At 59.4% G+C, this 18,870-nt stretch carries 17 protein-coding genes; 14 read left to right on the top strand and 3 right to left on the bottom strand.

Annotated elements, in window-relative coordinates; translation table 11 throughout:
* Positions 1 to 21: 21 nt before the first annotated feature.
* The 6 genes from ACFQZG_RS23325 to ACFQZG_RS23300 all read left to right on the top strand — a co-directional run bounded on the left by ACFQZG_RS23325 (position 22) and on the right by ACFQZG_RS23300 (position 7,640).
* Positions 22 to 2,052 carry an ABC transporter ATP-binding protein gene (locus ACFQZG_RS23325; RefSeq protein WP_378156944.1) on the top strand — a complete coding sequence of 677 codons (2,031 nt, stop codon included), beginning with the start codon at positions 22 to 24 and terminating at the stop codon, positions 2,050 to 2,052.
* 168 nt (positions 2,053 to 2,220) lie between these two features.
* Positions 2,221 to 3,321 carry a GerAB/ArcD/ProY family transporter gene (locus ACFQZG_RS23320; protein WP_378156943.1) on the top strand — a complete coding sequence of 367 codons (1,101 nt, stop codon included), beginning with the start codon at positions 2,221 to 2,223 and terminating at the stop codon, positions 3,319 to 3,321.
* A gap of 35 nt (positions 3,322 to 3,356) precedes the next feature.
* Complete coding sequence (locus ACFQZG_RS23315; RefSeq protein ID WP_378156941.1) at positions 3,357 to 5,042, top strand: spore germination protein; 1,686 nt, start codon at positions 3,357 to 3,359, stop codon at positions 5,040 to 5,042.
* Positions 5,043 to 5,053: 11 nt separating this feature from the next.
* Positions 5,054 to 6,151 (top strand): GerAB/ArcD/ProY family transporter, encoded by a 1,098-nt coding sequence (locus tag ACFQZG_RS23310; protein ID WP_378157045.1) that lies wholly within the window; start codon positions 5,054 to 5,056, stop codon positions 6,149 to 6,151.
* 2 nt (positions 6,152 to 6,153) lie between these two features.
* The gene (locus tag ACFQZG_RS23305) at positions 6,154 to 7,386 is read left to right on the top strand and encodes a Ger(x)C family spore germination protein (protein ID WP_378156939.1); all 1,233 of its coding nucleotides are present in this window, start codon (positions 6,154 to 6,156) and stop codon (positions 7,384 to 7,386) included.
* 8 nt (positions 7,387 to 7,394) lie between these two features.
* Positions 7,395 to 7,640, top strand: a complete 246-nt coding sequence (locus ACFQZG_RS23300) for a hypothetical protein (RefSeq protein WP_378156937.1) — start codon at positions 7,395 to 7,397, stop codon at positions 7,638 to 7,640.
* Positions 7,641 to 7,671: 31 nt separating this feature from the next.
* Here ACFQZG_RS23300 and ACFQZG_RS23295 read toward each other — a convergent pair whose 3' ends face one another.
* The gene (locus ACFQZG_RS23295) at positions 7,672 to 8,082 is read right to left on the bottom strand and encodes a DnaJ family domain-containing protein (protein ID WP_378156935.1); all 411 of its coding nucleotides are present in this window, start codon (positions 8,080 to 8,082) and stop codon (positions 7,672 to 7,674) included.
* Positions 8,083 to 8,174: 92 nt separating this feature from the next.
* Between ACFQZG_RS23295 and ACFQZG_RS23290 the strand changes: the two genes are divergently transcribed.
* Positions 8,175 to 9,680, top strand: a complete 1,506-nt coding sequence (locus tag ACFQZG_RS23290; protein WP_378156933.1) for a gluconokinase — start codon at positions 8,175 to 8,177, stop codon at positions 9,678 to 9,680.
* Positions 9,681 to 9,829: 149 nt separating this feature from the next.
* Here ACFQZG_RS23290 and ACFQZG_RS23285 read toward each other — a convergent pair whose 3' ends face one another.
* Complete coding sequence (locus tag ACFQZG_RS23285; protein WP_378156931.1) at positions 9,830 to 9,985, bottom strand: DUF1540 domain-containing protein; 156 nt, start codon at positions 9,983 to 9,985, stop codon at positions 9,830 to 9,832.
* A gap of 233 nt (positions 9,986 to 10,218) precedes the next feature.
* Between ACFQZG_RS23285 and ACFQZG_RS23280 the strand changes: the two genes are divergently transcribed.
* Positions 10,219 to 12,138 carry a DEAD/DEAH box helicase gene (locus ACFQZG_RS23280; RefSeq protein ID WP_445297466.1) on the top strand — a complete coding sequence of 640 codons (1,920 nt, stop codon included), beginning with the start codon at positions 10,219 to 10,221 and terminating at the stop codon, positions 12,136 to 12,138.
* A 45-nt stretch (positions 12,139 to 12,183) separates the two neighbouring features.
* Here the strand turns inward: ACFQZG_RS23280 and ACFQZG_RS23275 are convergent, their stop codons facing one another.
* Entirely contained in the window at positions 12,184 to 12,795 is a 612-nt protein-coding gene (locus ACFQZG_RS23275; RefSeq protein WP_378156927.1) for a TetR/AcrR family transcriptional regulator, read from the bottom strand.
* A gap of 189 nt (positions 12,796 to 12,984) precedes the next feature.
* Between ACFQZG_RS23275 and ACFQZG_RS23270 the strand changes: the two genes are divergently transcribed.
* The 6 genes from ACFQZG_RS23270 (at position 12,985) to ACFQZG_RS23245 (ending at position 18,858) form a co-directional block, all read left to right on the top strand.
* Positions 12,985 to 14,157: a YhgE/Pip domain-containing protein gene (locus ACFQZG_RS23270; RefSeq protein ID WP_378156925.1), complete on the top strand. Its 1,173-nt coding sequence runs from the start codon at positions 12,985 to 12,987 to the stop codon at positions 14,155 to 14,157.
* A gap of 128 nt (positions 14,158 to 14,285) precedes the next feature.
* Entirely contained in the window at positions 14,286 to 14,501 is a 216-nt protein-coding gene (locus ACFQZG_RS23265; RefSeq protein ID WP_378156923.1) for a YwbE family protein, read from the top strand.
* Positions 14,498 to 15,694, top strand: a complete 1,197-nt coding sequence (locus ACFQZG_RS23260; RefSeq protein WP_378156921.1) for an HNH endonuclease — start codon at positions 14,498 to 14,500, stop codon at positions 15,692 to 15,694. The genes ACFQZG_RS23265 and ACFQZG_RS23260 overlap by 4 nt, the downstream gene beginning before the upstream one ends.
* 102 nt (positions 15,695 to 15,796) lie before the next feature.
* The gene (gene fdhA / locus ACFQZG_RS23255) at positions 15,797 to 17,011 is read left to right on the top strand and encodes a formaldehyde dehydrogenase, glutathione-independent (protein WP_378156919.1); all 1,215 of its coding nucleotides are present in this window, start codon (positions 15,797 to 15,799) and stop codon (positions 17,009 to 17,011) included.
* A gap of 140 nt (positions 17,012 to 17,151) precedes the next feature.
* Positions 17,152 to 17,631 (top strand): 23S rRNA (pseudouridine(1915)-N(3))-methyltransferase RlmH, encoded by a 480-nt coding sequence (gene rlmH / locus ACFQZG_RS23250; RefSeq protein WP_378156917.1) that lies wholly within the window; start codon positions 17,152 to 17,154, stop codon positions 17,629 to 17,631.
* Positions 17,632 to 17,868: 237 nt separating this feature from the next.
* A complete protein-coding gene (locus ACFQZG_RS23245) occupies positions 17,869 to 18,858 on the top strand; it encodes a HEPN domain-containing protein (RefSeq protein WP_378156915.1) in 990 nt (329 codons plus the stop codon).
* Positions 18,859 to 18,870: the final 12 nt, after the last annotated feature.

Raw genomic sequence — 18,870 nt, 5'->3', positions numbered from 1 at the left:
GAAACGAAGGTGACAACCCCTATGGGCAACAACGGCAAACGATTATTCACATATGCATGGCATTATAAACGTCCGATTCTACTGGCGCTGCTTCTCTTGGCATGCGCCATCGTCGTGGAGCTGATCGGCCCGTTCCTCGCGAAGCGCATGATCGACACGAACATTATGGGCATCGAGAAGAGCTGGCACGAGGTGACGCAAGAGCAGAAGTACGCCGTCTCTTACGACGGCGGTTGGTATAAGCGGGAAGATCACTTCGCCGAGGGTGAAGCGAAGGGCCGGGAGGTACGCGTGCTGCAGGTCGGCCGCTCTTACTACTTTTCAGCTACCGACGTTCCGGCGGGCCCGCGCAAGGTCGAGGGCGATCAGCTGAAGATCACCGACGGCGAGACGGGTGCCGTTACGGCTTATCCTGTCGAGAAGTTGACGCGCGGCGAAGTATACGGCTTCTATAAGCCGGAATTCCGCAGCATCATGGTGCTCGCGCTAAGCTACGTCGCCTTGCTCTTCGTCGGATCCGCGTTCGCTTACGGGCAGCGCTACCTGTTGCAGGTGTCCGCAAACCGGATCGTTCGCCGCATGCGCAACGACGTGTTCCGCCATATTCAAGAGCTTCCGGTTCAATACTTCGATAACCTGCCAGCGGGTAAAGTCGTCGCGCGGGTAACGAACGATACCGAGGCGATCCGCGAGCTGTACGTGTCGGTACTCGCGAACTTCTTCTCCGGCATTATCTACATGACGGCGATCATGGGCGCGTTGTTCGTGCTCGACTACCGCCTGGCGCTCATCGCGCTTCCGCTCGTGCCGATGCTGTACGTGTGGATCGTCATCTACCGCAAGTTCGCGGCGAAGTACAATCATGTCATCCGCACGCGGCTGAGCGACATTAACGGCATGATCAACGAGTCGATTCAAGGGATGCCGATCATCCAAGCGTTCCGCAAGGAAAAGCAGACGATGAACGAATTCCACGAAATGAACGACGAATATTTCAAATACCAGAACAAGCTGCTGACGCTGAACTCCATTACGTCGCACAACTTGGTGAACGTCGTTCGTAACGTCATCTTCATCGTCGTACTCTGGAGCTTTGCTGGCGACTGGTTCGGAACGGCGGTCACGGTCGGCGTGCTGTACGCGTTCATCGACTACATGAACCGGATGATGCAGCCGATCGTCGGCATCGTGAACCAGCTGTCCAATCTCGAAGTGGCGCGGGTGTCGGCGGAGCGGGTGTTCACGCTGCTCGACGAGCCTGGCGTCGAGGTGGCGGACAGCCGGATGGCTCGCTACCAAGGCAACGTGAGCTTCGAGAACGTCACGTTCGGCTACAAGCCGGGCGAGGACGTGCTCAAGGACATTACGTTCAATGCCAAGCAAGGCCAGACGGTGGCGCTCGTCGGTCATACCGGATCGGGGAAAAGCTCGATTTTGAACCTGTTGTTCCGGTTCTACGACGTAGAACGGGGTACCATTACGATCGACGGAACCGACGTTCGCGACTTGACGAAGCAGCAGCTGCGCCAGCATATGGGCATCGTGCTGCAGGACCCGTTCCTGTTCACCGGCACGATCGCTTCGAACGTCAGCTTGGACGATCCGTCGATTACGCGGGAGAAGATCGAGCAAGCGCTGCGAGACGTCGGCGCTTACGATATGTTCATGCAGCTGCCCGGCGGCTTGGACGAACCGGTCATCGAGAAGGGCGCGACGCTGTCCGCCGGCCAACGGCAGCTGATCTCGTTCGCGCGGGCGCTCGCCTTCGACCCGGCCATTCTCATCCTCGACGAAGCGACGGCGAGCATCGATACCGAGACGGAAGCGATCATCCAGCAGGCGCTCGACGTGCTGAAGCGGGGCCGCACGACGTTCGTCATCGCGCACCGGCTGTCGACGATTCGCGCGGCGGATCAGATTCTCGTGCTCGACCGCGGCCGGATCGTGGAACGCGGCGATCACGACGCGCTCATGCAGCACGGCGGCAAGTATTACGCGATGTACCAGCTGCAGCAAGGTGCGAACGCCGGAGCGATCGGCGTAGGGGCATAATTCAATAGGGTTATAACGGCACAGCCGTCCGGCAGTCTTCGAGACTGAGGGGCGGCTGTTTTCGCGCGCGGATAAGGTTGTCGCCCGGCTTGCGGACCGCGCATGAAAATCGGAGATATGGCCATAGTAAGAGGTGCGATGCTATTCATTGCCAACCGAGGTGGAACGATGGAGAAGATCAGCCAGTCGCAGTTAGCTGCGCTCATCATCATGTTCCAGATCGGAAGCTCCCCGCTGTTCCTGCTCGGCAGCGAAGCGGGACAGGACGCGTGGATCGCGGTATTCTTCGGCATGACGGCGGGCTTGGCGCTGCTCGTGCTGCTGACGCTGCAAATTCACCGCATGGAGCCGGACAAGGATCTGATCGAGATCGCGAAGATCTATTGCGGCAAGTATGTCGGCTATGCGCTGGCCGTCGCGTACTTCATCTATTTCTCTTACAAGTCGATTCGTAATATCCGGGAATTCGGCGACCTGATGATCCTCTATCTGCTCCCTTCGACGCCGCTGGCGATCCTGTTAGGATGCGTGTTGCTCGTCGCGGGTTACGCCGTGTGGCAGGGCATCGAGGTGTTCGGAAGAATGACGCAAGTAATCGTGCCGGTCATCATCGTGATCTATGCAGCGTGCTTCCTCATGATCTACGGCACGGGATTGTTCGACGCGCATCGGCTCGAGCCCGTCTTCGCATGCGGGATCAAGAAGGCGGCCGCGATCGCGCTGCCGGAGATCGTGTCCTTCCCGTTCGGGGAAATGGTACTGTTCCTGATGCTATGGAAATACGCGGCCGAGCGCGGGCGAACGTTCCGGACGACGGTCGTATGCTATGTCGGCACGGGCCTGTTCATTACGCTCACGAACTTGTTCATTATCGCCAGCTTAGGTCCGCTCGCGCAAATGAGCGTCGTGCCGTTCATTCAGGTCATGAGCCAGGTACAATTCGCGGCGGTCGTCGAACGGCTCGATCCGATCGTGGCGGTGCTGCTGTTCGCGGGCGTGTTCATCAAGATGACCGCGTACTTCTTCGGGGCGGCGATCATCGGTCGGCATTTGGTCAAGGTGGACAGGCGTCACGTCGTTGCCGGCGCCGGCGCGCTGCTGTTCGTCGGTTCCTTGTTGTTCCGCAGCTACATGCAGCATATTTGGTTCGGATTCGAGAAGAACTTGAAGCTGCATTTTCCGATATTCCAGATCTGCATTCCGTTGCTGCTGCTCTTCGTCATGCTGATCCGGTCCCGCTTACGCGCCAGCGGCGCCGGACATTCTTGATCAGATTCCGCGCGGGCGAGGAGGAGAAGCTACACATGTTCTCGAGACGCAAGAAGAAGCAAGCGGGAGGCGGCGAAGGCAAGGGCAAGAAGCCGCCTAAGAATCGGCAAACCGGCAACGGCACAGGCAGGAGCTCGGGGTCCGGCGCCGGTTCGGGCGACGATTCATCCAAGCAGAAACGCCCGGTATCGGCGGATTTGCCGAGCAACGTGAAGTGGCTGCTGAACGAGCTGGGCGCCAGCTCCGACATCGTCGTCCGCACGATATCCGATTCGTCGAGCGGCATGGACGGCGTGCTGTTCTATATCGACAGCTTAGTCGACCAGCAGACGATCAATCTGATGGTCATCAAGCCGATTCTCGCGGAGATCGGCGCGCATCCGGGAGTGAAGTCGCCATCCGATTGGATAGGCTTGCTCAAGAACCGCGCGCTGTCCGTCGGCCGGATCAAGGATCTGCATACGCTCGACGAGACGCTCGCGCAGCTGATGGAGGGCAGCACGATCATCATGATTCACGGCTGCACGACCGCGATATCGGCCAGCACCGCCGGCGGCGAGAAGCGCTCGGTGGAGGAGCCGAGCACGCAGACCGTCGTGCGCGGACCGAAGGAGAGCTTCACGGAGAATATCAATACGAACATGTCGCTGCTCCGTCGCAGGATCAAGTCTCCGCAGCTGAGAGCCGAGTATCGCCAGATCGGCGAGCAGACGAAGACGCATATCGCCGTCGTCTACCTGAAAGGAATCGCGAAGGACGGCGTCGTGCAGGAAGTGATGTCGCGGCTGGACCGGATCGACACGGACAGCATCCTGGAGAGCGGTTATATCGAAGAATTCATTCAGGACGCCGCGTATACGCCGTTCCCGACGATTCAGAACACGGAACGGCCGGACGCGGCGGCGGGAGGCATACTCGAAGGGCAGGTCGCGATTATCGTGGACGGAACGCCGTTCGTGCTGCTCGCGCCGGTAACGTTCATCCGGTTCTTCCAATCGAGCGAGGATTACTACCAGCGTTACGACATCGCGACGTTCCTGCGCATGATCCGCTATACGGCTTTCTTCGTCTCGATGCTGCTGCCGTCCTTGTATATCGCGATCACGACGTTCCACCAAGAGATGCTGCCGACGCCGTTGCTCATCAGCTTGGCCGCGCAGCGGGAGGGCGTGCCGTTCCCGGCGATCGTCGAGGCGCTCGTCATGGAAGTGACGTTCGAGGTGCTCCGCGAAGCGGGAGTCCGGATGCCGCGGGTCATCGGCCCCGCGATCTCGATCGTCGGCGCGCTCGTGCTCGGACAGGCGGCGGTGCAGGCGGGCCTCGTGTCGGCGGCGATGGTCATCGTCGTCTCCTTCACGGCGATCGCGAACTTCGTCATCCCCGCGATCAACGTGGCGATCGCCGCGCGGCTCATCCGCTTCGCCATGATGCTGCTCGGCGCCACGCTCGGCCTGTTCGGCATCATGTCGGGGCTTATGGTGCTGCTCATCCATATGGCGAGCTTGCGTTCGTTCGGCGTGTCGTACTTGGTGCCGTTCTCGCCGTTCGTCTGGTCGAACTGGAAGGACGTGTTCATCCGCTTGCCGCATTGGGCGATGAAGAAGCGTCCGATAGCGATGGCTTCCCGGAACAACCAGACGAGGCAAGGAGACGGGCAGCAGCCGATGACGCCCCGTACGCCGGGGCACGATCACGATCCGACGTCGGAGACGGACGGTTAGGAGGGAGTACGATACTGAAGGAACGAATTACGCCGTTTCAGGCGGCCATTCTCATCGTCCACGCCATTACGCCGACGTCCATTCTCGTCGTCCCCACGATCGCGATCGGCTCGGCGGGCCAGGACGCGTGGATGACGATCGTAATCGCTTGGGTATGCAGTCTCGCCTGCGTCGGGTTGTATGTATTGATTAACAAGCACAACCCGGGCATGCCGTTCATCGCTTTCTTGGAGCAGCGGTTCGGAAGAGTGCTCGGTATCGTCGTCGGCCTCTTGTTGGCGCAATATTACTTCTCTTCCCTCACGACCATTATTCGGGAGCTGATCGACTTCCTCTCGGATAAGGTGCTGATGAGTACGCCGATGTTAATGACAGGAGCGGTGGCGGCGTTCGTGGCGATGTACGCGGCCGCTCAAGGGGTGGAAGTGATCGCGCGCGCCGGGGTCATCATGTTCATCGTCGGGGCGCTTATCCTCGTCGGAAGCGATCTGCTGGAGATCGGCCAGATGAATCTCAAGTTCTTGACCCCGATCGCCGAGGCATCGGCCAACCAAATCGCGCTCGGGAGCATGCCGGCCATCGGCTGGTTGTCGGAGGCTTCGGTACTGCTGCTGCTCGGGCCTTTCCTGAGCAAGCCAGGCACCGCTTGGAAGGTTGGCTTCTGGGGCGTCACGTTGTCCGCGATCTATCTGATGAACGCCGTCGTCGTCGTCGTGATCGTCTTCGGCGCCGATCTGCCGACGATGATGACGTATCCATCGTCGTCGGTCGCGGAGGTGATCGATTACGACTTCGTGGAACGGGTGGACATGCTGTTCGTCTTCGCTTGGGTAGGAACCGTCTACTTGAAAATATGCGTGTTCGCCTTCGGCACGATGCACTGCTTCCAAGCGGTCTTCAAGGTGCGTAACAAGAGGCCGTTCCACGTCGCGTTGGGCGTGTTGGCGCTGCTGACGGCGCTGTATTCCTGGACCAGCAACGTCTACTTGATCCAGCACCAACGGTTCGCCTCGACGCCGTTCCTCCTCGCGTTGAACATCGTGTTGCCGCTGCTGCTCTGGCTCGGGGTGCTTGCGACGAAGAAGCGAAAGGCGATTACGGAGGGATAATCATGAATATGCTGCGATTACGATGCATGCGCGCGATCGTCTGCCTGACGTCGGCCGGCATGCTCTTGACCGGCTGCTGGGATCGGACGGAGTTGAACCAGCTCGCGATTACGTCCGCAACGGCGATCGATTACAAGGACGGCCAATGGATCGTCTCCTACCAAGTCGTAATCCCGTCGGCGATCTCGGCCGCGATGACCGCGGTCGGAGGCGGAGCGGCGAAGCTGCCGGTCATCGTCTACTCGACGCAGGGGAAGACGATCCGCGAAGCGGTATGGCGTAGCGCGCTCGAGAGTCCGAGAAGGCTGTTCTTCTCGCACACGCGCGCGCTCATCGTCAGCAGCGCCGCGACGGAGCAAGGGCTGACGCCGCTCATCGACGTCTATCTGCGCAATCCCGATTCCCGGGAAACGGTCAGCGTGCTGATCGCGGATGGGGAGGCTCGTACAATATTGGAGCAACTGATGCAGATCCAGATCATTCCGGGCGACGGCATCGAGGAGACGATGATGGGGGAAGCGAGGGATATGTCGATTCTTCCGAACATCAAGATGTACAACCTCGCCATGGAGCTGATCGGCCCCTCCAAGAGCGCCGTGCTCCCGGAAATTCTCGTCTCCGGTTCGCCGGGCGTGACGACGGCGGACGAGCTGAATCGAACCGCGCTAAGCTCGAAGCTGAGGCTCGGCAGATTGGCCGTTCTCGGCGAAGACAAGCTGGTCGGTTGGCTATCGAGGCAAGAAGCGCTCGGCGTGAGCTTCATGCGAGACGACGTGAAGACGACTTCGTTCTCGTTCAGGTGCAGCGAGAGCTCGAGGGAGGAAGATTCGGCTTTCCGGTTGACGCGGTCATCGACCCGCCTAACGCCGCGGAAGACGGGGGATCAATTCGTCATGGAAGTGGAAGTGAACGGGGAGGGCTCGCTGCTCGAGACGAACTGCCCGATGGACTTGAACAAGCCGGAATCGGTGCACGGGATGGAGACGCAGCTGAATAAGCATATCGCGGACAATATCCGTGAGTCCTGGCTTGCGGTCAAGAAGCTGAAGACCGACGTCGTCGGCTTCGCCGACCGCATCTATCGGAAGTATCCGAAGCAGTGGAAACAGCTAGCGCCGAATTGGCCGGAGACGTTCGCGCGGATCGAAGTTCGCCCGAAGGTCGATATTACGATTAAGCGGATGGGACTTAGCACGAAGTCGTTCAAGATGCAGACCGAGAAGAGCAAGGAGTAGAGGCTCGGATGGACAAGCTGTTGTTGATCATGGCAGGCTACGCGATGCTGCTGGCGGTCGGGTGGCGCGCGATCAAGAAGGGAGGAAGCAGCAAGGGAGAACTGCTCCTCTTCGTCGCGCTGACGAGCTATGGCATGTATATGAGCTGCGCCCGTATGTTCGAGTGGCCGTCCGGGTCGATCAATACGCTGCATTATTGGGTATTCGGGGCGATCGGCAAGTGGATCGAGAGCATGCTCGGCGGCGCTTCATAAGCGTGCTGGCACATGGTTGCTTATGAACGCGTTATTCGCCAGCCCCGTCGTCGGTCTCGGTCTGGTTCTCTGTCAACTTGCGCTCGACCTGCGTCTCGTACTCGGCGAACGCGCCGACGTTGCTCCAGCCGCGCTCGTCCATGAGCATGCGGTAGCGGAGCTTCTTGGCGTTCAATTGAGCGGCCAACTCCAGCTTCTCCTCGTCTTGCCGGCAGGCGACCAAGAGATCGTGAAGCGTGAGCATGTCCTTGCGCAGCTGCATCTCCTCCGGCAGAACGCCGGCGTTCTTCAGCATCTTGAAGCCGATCCTCAGCTCTTCGGGAACGCCGGCGAGCTCGTTCTCCTCGGGTAACGGCTTGCCGGCGCCCGGCAGCCGGTCGAAGTCGCCGCGCCGCTGCGCTTCGCGTATTCTCTCGTCGGCCAGGGAAGTAGCCCAGTCCATCGCGTATTCCCCCTCTTCGTCGGAATATGGTAATGTGGTGTGGTGCGACGATGATCTACTCATTATTATATGAAACCGAAGGTGAAAAAGGTATGGGAGCCGCGAAGGCGATCATTGGCATCGATATCGGAACGACAAGCACGAAGAGCGTCGCGTTCGGGACGGACGGGACGATGCTGGGCAGCTGCAGTATCGGTTATCCGCTGAGGCACGCGCAGCCGGGGTGGGCGGAGCAGGACCCGGAGGAAATCTTCCGCGCGGTGCTGGCGACCGTAAGAGGAGCCATTGCCGATTGCGGGCTGACCGGACGCGACGTGGCGGGAATCGGGATCAGCACGGCGATGCACTCGCTCATCGCGGCGAACGCGAGCGGGCAGGCGCTGACGCCGAGCATCACTTGGGCGGACGGACGAAGCGAATTGCAGGCGCGGAGACTGCGCGCGGACAACGCATCGATCTATCTTCGGACGGGTACGCCGATCCATCCGATGTCTCCGCTTCCGAAGCTCGTATGGCTGCGGGAGAATCAGCCGAACGTATTCGCCGCGGCGGCGAAGTTCGTCTCCATCAAGGAATACGTCGTCTTCCATCTGTTCGGCGAGTGGATCGTCGACGCGTCGATCGCCTCGGCGACGGGCATGCTGGCGCTCGACACGCTGAGCTGGGAAGCAGAAGCGCTGCAGGTCGCCGGCATTACGGCGGACAGGCTGTCTACGGTTAGGGAAGGAACGTACCGATTAAGCGGAATGAAGGCCGCTCACGCGGAAGCGATGGGGCTGGCCGCGGATACGCCGTTCTTCCTCGGCGGCAGCGACGGCGCGCTCGCGAACGTCGGCGTCGGCGCGATCGACGACGGCGAGCTGGCGGTGACGATCGGCACGAGCGCGGCGGTGCGGATGATCACGAACCGTCCGGCGACCGATTCGGGGGCGCGGACATTCTGCTATAACGTGCTCGGCGACGCATACATAATCGGAGGCGCGACGAACAACGGCGCCATCGTCCTGCAATGGCTCGGCGAGTCGATGTTCGGCGACGCTTCCGCCGAGGAACTGCTCGCTTCGGCTTCGCGCGTGCCCGCGGGGGCGAACGGGCTGCTGTTCCTGCCGTTCCTCTCCGGCGAACGCGCGCCGATCTATAACGCGGAGGCGCGCGGCACGTTCTTCGGCGCGACGCTCAGCCATCGCGGCGAACACTTCGTGCGCGCGGGGCTGGAAGGCGTCATGCTCGCCGTGTTGTCCGTGGCGGAGGTGCTGAAGGGGCTGGCAGGACCTGCGGGCGAGGTGCGTGCTTCGGGCGGGTTCGCGAAGTCGCCGCTTTGGCGGCAGATGCTGGCCGACATGCTCGGGCAGCCGGTCGTCGTGCCGCAGGTGACGGAAGCGTCGGCGCTCGGCGCCGCGGTGTTGGCGATGCAAGGGCTCGGGCTGCTCGGCAGTTGGCGCGAGGCGAAGGCATGGTTGCCGGTGCGCGAGACGCTGGTGCCGGATGCGCGCGCGAACGAGGTATACCGCGAGGTGCTCGCCGTCTATTCGCGGCTCAGCGAGAAGCTGACGGAGTCGTTCGCGGACGTGGCGCGGCTGCAGCGGAGACTGGGGTAAGCGATGCGGGGCTTTCGGAGTGAATGAATGCATAAAGTGGTTGAGTAGTGATAATAATTCTCATTGTGGGCAACACTAGTTGTCGGATACGATTGGATAGCACAAAGGCACCCCGAAGGATGCCTTTGCGGCTTGCGCGAGCGAAAACCCTACATTTTCGGCTCGAACGTCTTGCAGTCCGTCTCCTCCGATTGGGAGGCTTGCTTGTTGCGATTGTTCACCACGTAGATGGATGTTGCGCGGCATTCGTTGCCCGGAGCCCAGTAACGGCAAGAGTTCACTTCGCACAGTACGTCTTTGGCCATCTTCTTCACCTCCTCCCTATTGCTAGGATGGTCGAAGCCGGAGGGTTTATACGTGCGCGTCGCCCGCCGAGGGTCCCCGAACGGGGATTCGGCGGGTTATTCGCCATTCGTTCGGGAGGCTTCGGGGCGGCGTTGGCGGAAAAATACATTTGTACGCGCCGAATGTGGTACGATAGAGGGTAATCGCAAAAAGAATCGGAGCAGTTCGATCAGGTGCGGATTTAGAGGATGGAGTGGATCAAGTGACGGATTTCGCGCAACTAGGCGTATCGGAACGGCTAGTGGAGAAATTGAAGGCGAACGGGATATCGAAGCCGACGCCGGTGCAGGCGGAGACGATTCCGATCGTGTACCAGAGCAAGGACGTAATCAGCCAAGCGCAGACGGGGACGGGAAAGACGCTGGCGTTCGTGCTGCCGATGCTGGACAAGGTTCGGCCGGAGGAGCCGCAAGTGCAGGGGCTTATTCTGACGCCGACGCGGGAGCTGGCGATTCAGATTACGGCGGAAGTGAAGAAGCTGCTCGACCCTCGCGGGGAGATCAAGGTGCTCGCGGTATACGGCGGCCAGGACGTCGAAGCGCAGCTGCATAAGCTGAAGGGGCATAATCATCTCGTCGTGGCGACGCCGGGACGGTTGCTTGATCACCTGCGCAGGGAGACGATCAAGCTGGACGGCGTGCGGATGCTCGTCTTGGACGAGGCCGACCAGATGCTGCACATGGGCTTCCTGACGGAAGTCGACGAGATCTTGCGGCAGACGCCGTACAAGAAGCAAGTGATGCTGTTCTCGGCGACGATGCCGCCGAAGATCCGCGAGATGGCCGGGCGCATTCTCCGCAATCCGGAGCACGTGACGGTGAAGGCGGAACGCGTGACCGTGAAGGATATTCGCCAATGGGCGGTCGAGACGACGGACCGCGGGAAGCAGGACGCGCTCGTCAGCTTGCTGGAGGCGACGCAGCCGTACTTGAGCATTATCTTCTGCCGGACGAAGCGCCGGGCGAGCGCGCTCAATCAAGCGCTGCAGGAGATGGGCTACGTCTCGGACGAGCTGCACGGCGACTTGTCTCAGATGAAGCGGGAGCAGGTCATGAAGCGGTTCCGCGACGCGAAGCTGCAATTGCTGATCGCGACGGACGTGGCGGCGCGCGGGCTGGATGTCGAGGGCGTGACGCACGTGTTCAACTACGACGTGCCGCAGGACGTGGAGAGCTACATTCACCGGATCGGCCGGACGGGCCGTGCAGGGGAGAAGGGGCTCGCGATCACGCTGCACGTGGGCAAGGATAAGCACGAGATGGCGGACATCGAGAACGGTATCGAGATGTCGCTCGAGCGCCGGACGGAAGAGGGCGTATCGCTGAGCGGCGGCGCGCTCGAGACGTCGCGCGTCGGAGGCGGATATGGCCGCGGACCGGGCGGCGGTGCCGGAGGCCGCAACGGCGGCGCGGGTCGCGGTGGCAAGGGCGCCGGCGGTCGTAGCGGCGGGCAGTCGGGCGAGCGCGGCGGCGGTTATGGCGCCTCGGCTGGCGGGCGCGGACGCGCTGCCGGCGGCGGTCGTAGCGGCGGCAGAAGCGAAGGTGCGGGTCGCGGCGGCAGAGGAGAGAGCGCTGGCCGCAGCGGCGGACGCGGAGAGAGCGCAGGCGCGGGGCCGGCGAGAGGTCGCGGAGGTTCGGCGGCAGCAGCGGGCAAAGGGCGGAACGCCGGCGGCAGCGGCGGATTCGGTCGAGGCGAGGGCTTCGGGGAAGCCGGAGGCGGACGCGGCAGAAGCGGCGGCAGCGCGGGCGGGAAGTCCGGCGGCCGGCCGGCTCGCGGCGGCGATCCGAACTGGAGCGTCGCGTCTCCGCCGAGAGCGCGCACGGGCGAATCGTTCGGCGGCGGCGCGGATGCGCGGGATAGCCGTCCGGGTCGCGGCGCGCCGGAGGCAGGACGCGGCGGCAGCGGGCGCGGAGCCAGCGGCGCGAGCATCAAGCAGCGCGCGGCCGAGGGGCGCAAGCACTCCGACGAGCGCGTAGGCTTCGGACGCGAGTCGGGCCGGGGAGCGCCGAAGAGCGGCGGCTTCCGCGGCGGTCCGGGCGCATCCGGCGGTGGCGGCGGCAGTCGCGGCGCGGGAGGACGTCCGGCGAACAAGCGGGCGCCTCGGGGCAGATAAGGTCAAGGCTCCGGCCTTCCGTTACGACGGAGCCGGAGCCTTATTTTATAATTGTCTGACGCCCGAAGACATCATCGGACCGTGGTAAATAATGCGAGCGATGAAGCGGGCGACCTCCGACGGCGCCTCTCGCATGCCGGTCTCCATCCAATGCGTCAGCACGCCGAGATTGGCCGATACCGTGTACGCGAGCAAGTACTCGGCGGGCACGAGGAACTGCTCGAGGTTCGGCTGACGAAGCGAGATTTTGCTCCAGATATGCTTCATGATCAGTCCTTTCATCCGGAGACCGAACGACAGATCGCCCTTCGGGCCGAACATGACTTTCATGAAGTCGCCGTTGCGCTGCAGTTCCTCGATGAGTCGCACCATTTTTGGATAGGGGACGTCCTTCTCGGCGTATTCCTTCACTTCGTATACGTCGATATCGCTAAACAACGCCGACAGGGTATCGAGCATCTCCGTCTTGAGCTGTTCCAGCATATCCTGCGCGTCGCGGTAATGCAGGTAGAACGTGCCCCGGTTCACGTCGGCGCGCGTCGTAATGTCCGTGACCGTGATGCCTTCCGCGCCTTTCTCCTCGATCAACGCCATGAGCGCGCTCCGCAGCAGTTGCTTCGTCCTAGCTTGTCTACGATCGACTTTGCCGTCCGCCATTCCACGTTACCCCCTTGTCCTTCGAAAAATAATCTTGGCGTCTAATGAACACATTGGCCGTTGGGTGCCGATTAATGTACAATGCGGGCCAATATTGACGATTGTATTGTTCCCTAGTCTCATTATAATTAACGTTGTGGTCATTAATCAACACATTGTTCAATATAATAGATAGGGAGTGGGGAACGCATGGCATTCTTCAAACAAAAGCTGGTATGGATCGGATTCGTCGCCGTCTTCGTCGTGCTGATGGTGTTCGGCGTGGCGATGATGGGATCGGTGGTCGGGGCGAAGCCGAAGGAGTTGCCGGTGGCGCTCGTCGTGGAGGATCAAGCCGTGACGCTGCCGGACGGCAGCGAATTAAACGTCGGCGCGATGGTGAAGGAGCAACTGCTCGCGATCGAGGGGCTGCCGGTGGCCTGGAAGGAAGTCGCGACGGAAGCCGAGGCTCGGGAAGGGTTGGACGAACAACAATATTACGGCGCGCTCGTGCTGCCGGCCGATCTGAGCGCGGGGCTTGCATCGCTGACGACGGCGGAGCCGAAGCCCGCGACGGTGAAGATCTTGGCGAACGAAGGAATGAGCGTGCAGGCGTCCACGGCCGTCAAGCAGGTGCTCGGGCAAGTGTCGCGCAACGTAAGCGCGCAGCTATCGCAACAATTGATCGGCAAGCTGGCGGAGCATTCAGAAGCGATCCCGGTAAGCGCGGCGAAGGCATTGCTGACGCCTATTACGGTGCAGGAGGAGATCGTGCATCCGATCGGCGCGAACAACGCGAGCGGCAACGCGCCGGGCATGCTCGCGCAGATTATGTGGATCGGCAGCTTGGTCGTCGCGATCTTCATGTTCCTGTCCGGCGGCAAGGCGAAGGCAGCGGGCGACAGAGGCGTAACGGCGGCGCTATCGCAGGCGGTCACCGGGCTTGCGCTCGTCGCGGCGGTATCGGGCTTCCTCGTCTGGATGGCGTCCTCGTGGTACGGCATGGCATTCGCGGACGCAACCGGCACGTGGCTCGTGCTCCTGCTGGCGGGAGCGGCGTTCTTCGCGCTGCAGTCCGCGCTGCTGAACTGGATCGGGTTCGCGGCGATGCCGATTCTGATCCTGCTCATGTTCTTCTCGATGCCGGTCATGAATATGGCGCCGGAGTTCCTGCCGCAAGCAACGCAAGACTGGCTGTACGCATGGACGCCGTTCAAGTTCGTCGCCGGCGGACTGCGCAACGCGATGTACTTCTCCGACGTGTCGGTGTCCGCTACGAATATCGCGGTGCTGTGGTGGATCGTCGGCGGCGGTCTGGCGCTGCTGCTCGCGTCCGGTCTGAGGAAGAATAAAGTCGCTGCCGAGACCGTCGCTGCGGCATAAACGATGGAATAGCGAGACCCGGTTTTGCTCCTGGGAGGGAGCGACCGGGTTTTTTGGTTATTTTGGCTTGGTGCGGGGTTATGGTACGATAGGGACAACCGATTATTTGGAAGAGGCGGACAGAGAAGATGGCTGGTAATGGTAGATTGCGCGCCGACGTGAAGCCGGGGCTTGAAGTCGATATCGTATTGAAGCAAGACCAACGGACGGGGAAGACGACGCGCGGCGTCGTGAAGGATCTGCTGACGAACTCCCCGCAGCACCCGCACGGGATCAAGGTGCGGTTGACGGACGGGCAAGTCGGCCGCGTGAAGACGATTCATGGTGAGGTGCCGTCGCAATGACGCAGCGGGAGGAGCTGCCGGATAAGGAGGCGATGCTCGTCGTGGATACGGAGACGCCGGAGAAGAAGAAGAGGAAGCGGCGTCGGAGACGGTCTAAGAAGGCCGAGGATGCGGTTGCGATCGAAGCCGTCGGGCTCGTGGAAGCCGAGGACGCGGATACGGACTCGGATGCGAACGTGAATGCGGATGCCGAGGCCGATACTTCGGATAAGAAGAAGAGGAAGCGGCGCCGCAAGCGGTCGAAGAAGAAGGCCGCGGTCGTGATCGCGTCGCTTGAGACTGCAGACGAGGATGCGCCAGACGTGAACCAACCGGATGCCGTGGCGGTCGAGGCCGAGGCTACGGTCATGGACGCGGACGCAGATACGGACGTGCCGACGAAGAAGAAGCGGAAGAAGCGCCGGAAGCGGTCGAAGAAGAAGGCAACGGTCGTGATCGGTGCGCTTGAGTCTGCGGACGAGGATTCACCGGACGAAGAGCAACCGGATGCCGGGATGGTCGAAGCCGTGGATGCGGTTGCGGAAACCGACGAGCCGGCGAAGAAGAAGCGGAAGAAGCGGCGGAAGCGGTCGACGAAGAAGGCCGTGGTCGCGGTCGAGGCAACGGACTCGGTCGACGAAGATTCGCCTGAGAACGATGGGGATGGAGAGCCGTCCATTGCTGACGAAGAGGGAGATTCCACCGACGCGGAGAGCGATTCCCCGCCGAAGAAGAAGCGCAAGCGCCGTCGCAAGAAGAAGGCTGCCGGTTCGGAAGCCGCTCCCGTTGTCCAGAGAGTCCCGTTCGTACCGCCGGAGATTCCGCCGGAGAAGCTGCGCGCCATCGGCTTGAAGCCGACATGGGGCGGGTTTATTCGTATGCGCGGCAAGACGGATAACGGTCGCAAGTGGTACCAGGAGATCGATACGTACTTGGCGTACGTGCTCGTCACCGAGCATGCGGCGGAAGTCGTCAACCGTCACACGATTCGCCGCATCTATAGCAACAAGGAGTTCCGCCGGATGATTCTGGAGCGGGACAATTACACGTGCTATTTCTGCAAGCAATTCGGAGACACGATCGACCATATGCTCCCCCGCGCCAAGGGCGGCCATACGACGCCCGACAATTGCGTGTGCGCTTGCAACCTGTGCAACCAATCGAAGGCCGACAAGGATCTCGAGGATTTCATGAACATCATGGAACTCGGCTGACCATGAACGTTCGGTCGTGAAGATAGCGCTACTCATCGGGTACATTGTATGCTAGAATTTTCCTGAATTCGCTTACAAACTCGTATACGAGGAGTGGTCTTCTTGCCAGGAAATCGCGCGGTCGTCTATGTGAAACCGGGAGAAGTGCAAATCAGCGATATCAGCTATCCGGATTTGGTGCTTAGGGACGGACCTGGGGTCAACCCCTTGAACGTCGGCAGAAAATGCGATCACGGCGTCATCCTTAAAGTGGTTACGACGAATATTTGCGGCAGCGACCAGCATATGGTGCGGGGACGAACGACGGCGCCAAGCGGGTTGGTGCTTGGTCACGAGATTACGGGCGAAGTCGTCGAAGTCGGCCGCGACGTGGAATTCATCAATAAGGGAGACCTTGTCTCCGTTCCGTTCAACATCGCTTGCGGACGTTGCCGAAGCTGCAAGGAGCGGCATACGCACGTGTGCGAGAACGTCAATCCGGACAGGCCGGGCTCGGCCTACGGTTACGTTGATATGGGCGGATGGGTAGGCGGGCAATCCGAATACGTCATGGTGCCGTACGCGGACTTTCAATTGCTGAAATTCCCCGACAAAGATCAGGCAATGGAGAAGATTCTCGACCTCACGATGCTGTCCGATATTTTCCCGACGGGTTATCACGGGGCAGTCAGCGCGGGCGTTAAGCCGGGCTCGACGGTGTATATCGCGGGAGCCGGCCCGGTAGGCCTGGCGGCTGCGCACTCCGCTCAGCTGCTCGGCGCCGCGGTGGTTATCGTCGGAGACTTGAACGCCGAGCGGCTGGCGCAAGCGAGAAGCTTCGGTTGCGAGACGGTCAACTTACGGGAGCATCCGAACTTGGGCGAACAGATCGACCAAATTCTCGGCGTGCCGGAAGTTGATTGCGCCGTCGATTGCGTCGGCTTCGAAGCTTCCGGCCACGGCGCGGATGCGGGCGAAGCACCGGCGACGGTGCTTAACTCCATCATGCAAGTAACGCGCGCGGGCGGACGATTGGGCATCCCGGGCCTGTACGTGACCGGCGATCCGGGCGCGGTGGACGCGGACGCGAAGATCGGTACGCTGAAGATCCGGCTTGGCCTCGGCTGGGCGAAGGCGCATACGTTCGTGACTGGGCAGACGCCGGTCATGCAATACCATCGCCAGCTGATGATGTCCATCCTCAGCGGCAGGGCGCAAATCGCCAAGGCGGTCAACGCCACGAAGATATCCCTCGACCAAGCACCCGCCGCCTATGGCGAGTTCGATCGGGGCGCGTCGAAGAAGTTCGTCATCGACCCGCACGGCTTGGTTAAATAGCTAACGTAAGCAAGGGCTCTCGGCTGATTCGGCTGAGAGCTCTTGTTCGCGTTCATCTTCTCTTTTGCAAGTCGCGATCGATTGCGGTATTCTGTGGGAGTTCGCACCCGTACCGAAGTCGGGTGCCAGGAGGTAGCAACGTGCAGATCCAGATCGTATGCGTCGGCAAGCTGAAGGAGAAGTATTGGGCGGACGGGGTGGCGGAGTATGCCAAGCGCATCGGTGCCTATGCGCGGCTCGATATTCGCGAGCTGGCGGACGAGAAGACGCCGGACTCGATGAGCGCGGCGGAGGAAGACCAAGTGCGCGCCCGGGAAGGGGATCGCATCTTAGCCGCGTTGCGCGACGGGACGCACGTCGTCGCTCTTGCCGTGGAGGGCGAAACGTGGACAAGCGAGCAGCTTGCCGGATTCATGGAGCGTACCGCCGTGTATGGCGGAGGCTCCGTCAGCTTCGTTATCGGCGGATCGCTCGGCTTGTCGCCGGCGGTGCTGACCCGCGCCGACAAGAAGCTGAGCTTCGGCCGCATGACCTATCCGCATCAGATGATGCGGGTGATGTTGCTGGAACAGGTTTACCGCGGGTTTAAGATTTGGCGGGGGGAACCGTATCATAAGTAACGGCGAATAATTTGATGTTGGCGAGAGATAAAGAGACTGTTCGCGTATTAGAGAAGAGTTTATAGAAATAGTTTGTCCCTCTAGAGATAGGCTCTAGGGGGTTTTTGCATTGTCCAGATACGACAACATATACCATAAATTCGTTATATGTTTATGGTAAGATAGGAGGGGGTTGCCAACCTATATATTATGTATTATTTAGCGGGCTTCTTAATAGTAAAGGAGCAGAATAAAGAAATGAGTCTATCATCAGTTAATTACCTTCCAGATAGTGTATCATTCCCAAAAGTAGCGAATTTAATAGAGTTATTGGGATATGTAAAGTATAAGAATGAATTCAAGATTGAAAACTTAATGGCAAGCTATTTTTGGTATGATCATCAAAACTATAAATCGTATGTCGGAGTCGAACTATATATTTATAAAGAAAATGGAGTTATTTCAGTTCACACAAGATCCAGAGCGGGTAGAAGTTATTGGGATCTTGAACAACAAAATAAGACCATTAAATATCTGAAAGATTATTTTAAGGGTAGTTTTTCAACGGATGATGGAAACAATCGGTATTTTATAATGGACGAAAAACCTCCTACTAAATTGCAAGCAGGGCTATTTATTTCTCGATGGATTTATAATAATGCTCTTATTAAACCCAAGATATATCTCGATTCAAGAAATCTGAAAGGCCAAATTGCAAATTCTGAACCGACAGGTCTTGATTACTTAGATCAAATGAACCCGAGGTTTTTTTCGAACAATTTATTAATTCCTTATTTGGTCGCAATATGGGAGGAATATCTAAAGACATCATATATCGTATTATTAAAATGTACGGAAAATCGAGATAGAATTCTTAAAAATGCTCGGTTTTCGGTAAATAGTTTAAAAGATATCTCAGCAGGGAAAGTTTCAGTTGAAGAAGCTTTAGTTGAGGGGTTTTCATTCCAAAGACCAAGAATAATCGCTGAAAATTATAAAGCACTTGACGATAAACTTGACATTTTTACTGTATTAAACAAACCAATTAGAAATCGACAATTATCTCTTTTTGACTCCATTGAAAGGATAATTGATTTGAGGAATACTTTTGTTCACGAAGGAGGAATGGACATAAGTATTACTGACAAAAAACTTAAAACTATCATTAATGACTTTGAAGTTGCGGTTGACAGAATTTACAATAGGTTTGGTTATTATTATAAATTCAAACCTAGTAGGGATTTTTGATGCAAAGTGCGT

It is taken from the genome of Cohnella sp. GCM10027633 (assembly GCF_042675445.1).
In the GTDB taxonomy this organism is placed as follows: Bacteria; Bacillota; Bacilli; order Paenibacillales; family Paenibacillaceae; genus Cohnella.
This window is presented reverse-complemented; position numbering and strand designations above follow the sequence as displayed.

Excerpts from the sequence above, each read along its gene's own strand:
- ACFQZG_RS23325 (WP_378156944.1), top strand. The coding sequence starts at position 22 with ATGGGCAACAACGGCAAACGATTATTCACATATGCATGGCATTATAAA.
- ACFQZG_RS23260 (WP_378156921.1), top strand. The coding sequence starts at position 14,498 with ATGACGCAGCGGGAGGAGCTGCCGGATAAGGAGGCGATGCTCGTCGTG.
- ACFQZG_RS23315 (WP_378156941.1), top strand. The coding sequence starts at position 3,357 with ATGTTCTCGAGACGCAAGAAGAAGCAAGCGGGAGGCGGCGAAGGCAAG.
- ACFQZG_RS23300 (WP_378156937.1), top strand. The coding sequence starts at position 7,395 with ATGGACAAGCTGTTGTTGATCATGGCAGGCTACGCGATGCTGCTGGCG.
- ACFQZG_RS23290 (WP_378156933.1), top strand. The coding sequence starts at position 8,175 with ATGGGAGCCGCGAAGGCGATCATTGGCATCGATATCGGAACGACAAGC.
- ACFQZG_RS23270 (WP_378156925.1), top strand. The coding sequence starts at position 12,985 with ATGGCATTCTTCAAACAAAAGCTGGTATGGATCGGATTCGTCGCCGTC.
- ACFQZG_RS23285 (WP_378156931.1), bottom strand. The coding sequence starts at position 9,985 with ATGGCCAAAGACGTACTGTGCGAAGTGAACTCTTGCCGTTACTGGGCT.
- ACFQZG_RS23305 (WP_378156939.1), top strand. The coding sequence starts at position 6,154 with ATGAATATGCTGCGATTACGATGCATGCGCGCGATCGTCTGCCTGACG.
- ACFQZG_RS23295 (WP_378156935.1), bottom strand. The coding sequence starts at position 8,082 with ATGGACTGGGCTACTTCCCTGGCCGACGAGAGAATACGCGAAGCGCAG.
- ACFQZG_RS23275 (WP_378156927.1), bottom strand. The coding sequence starts at position 12,795 with ATGGCGGACGGCAAAGTCGATCGTAGACAAGCTAGGACGAAGCAACTG.
- ACFQZG_RS23320 (WP_378156943.1), top strand. The coding sequence starts at position 2,221 with ATGGAGAAGATCAGCCAGTCGCAGTTAGCTGCGCTCATCATCATGTTC.
- ACFQZG_RS23265 (WP_378156923.1), top strand. The coding sequence starts at position 14,286 with ATGGCTGGTAATGGTAGATTGCGCGCCGACGTGAAGCCGGGGCTTGAA.
- ACFQZG_RS23245 (WP_378156915.1), top strand. The coding sequence starts at position 17,869 with ATGAGTCTATCATCAGTTAATTACCTTCCAGATAGTGTATCATTCCCA.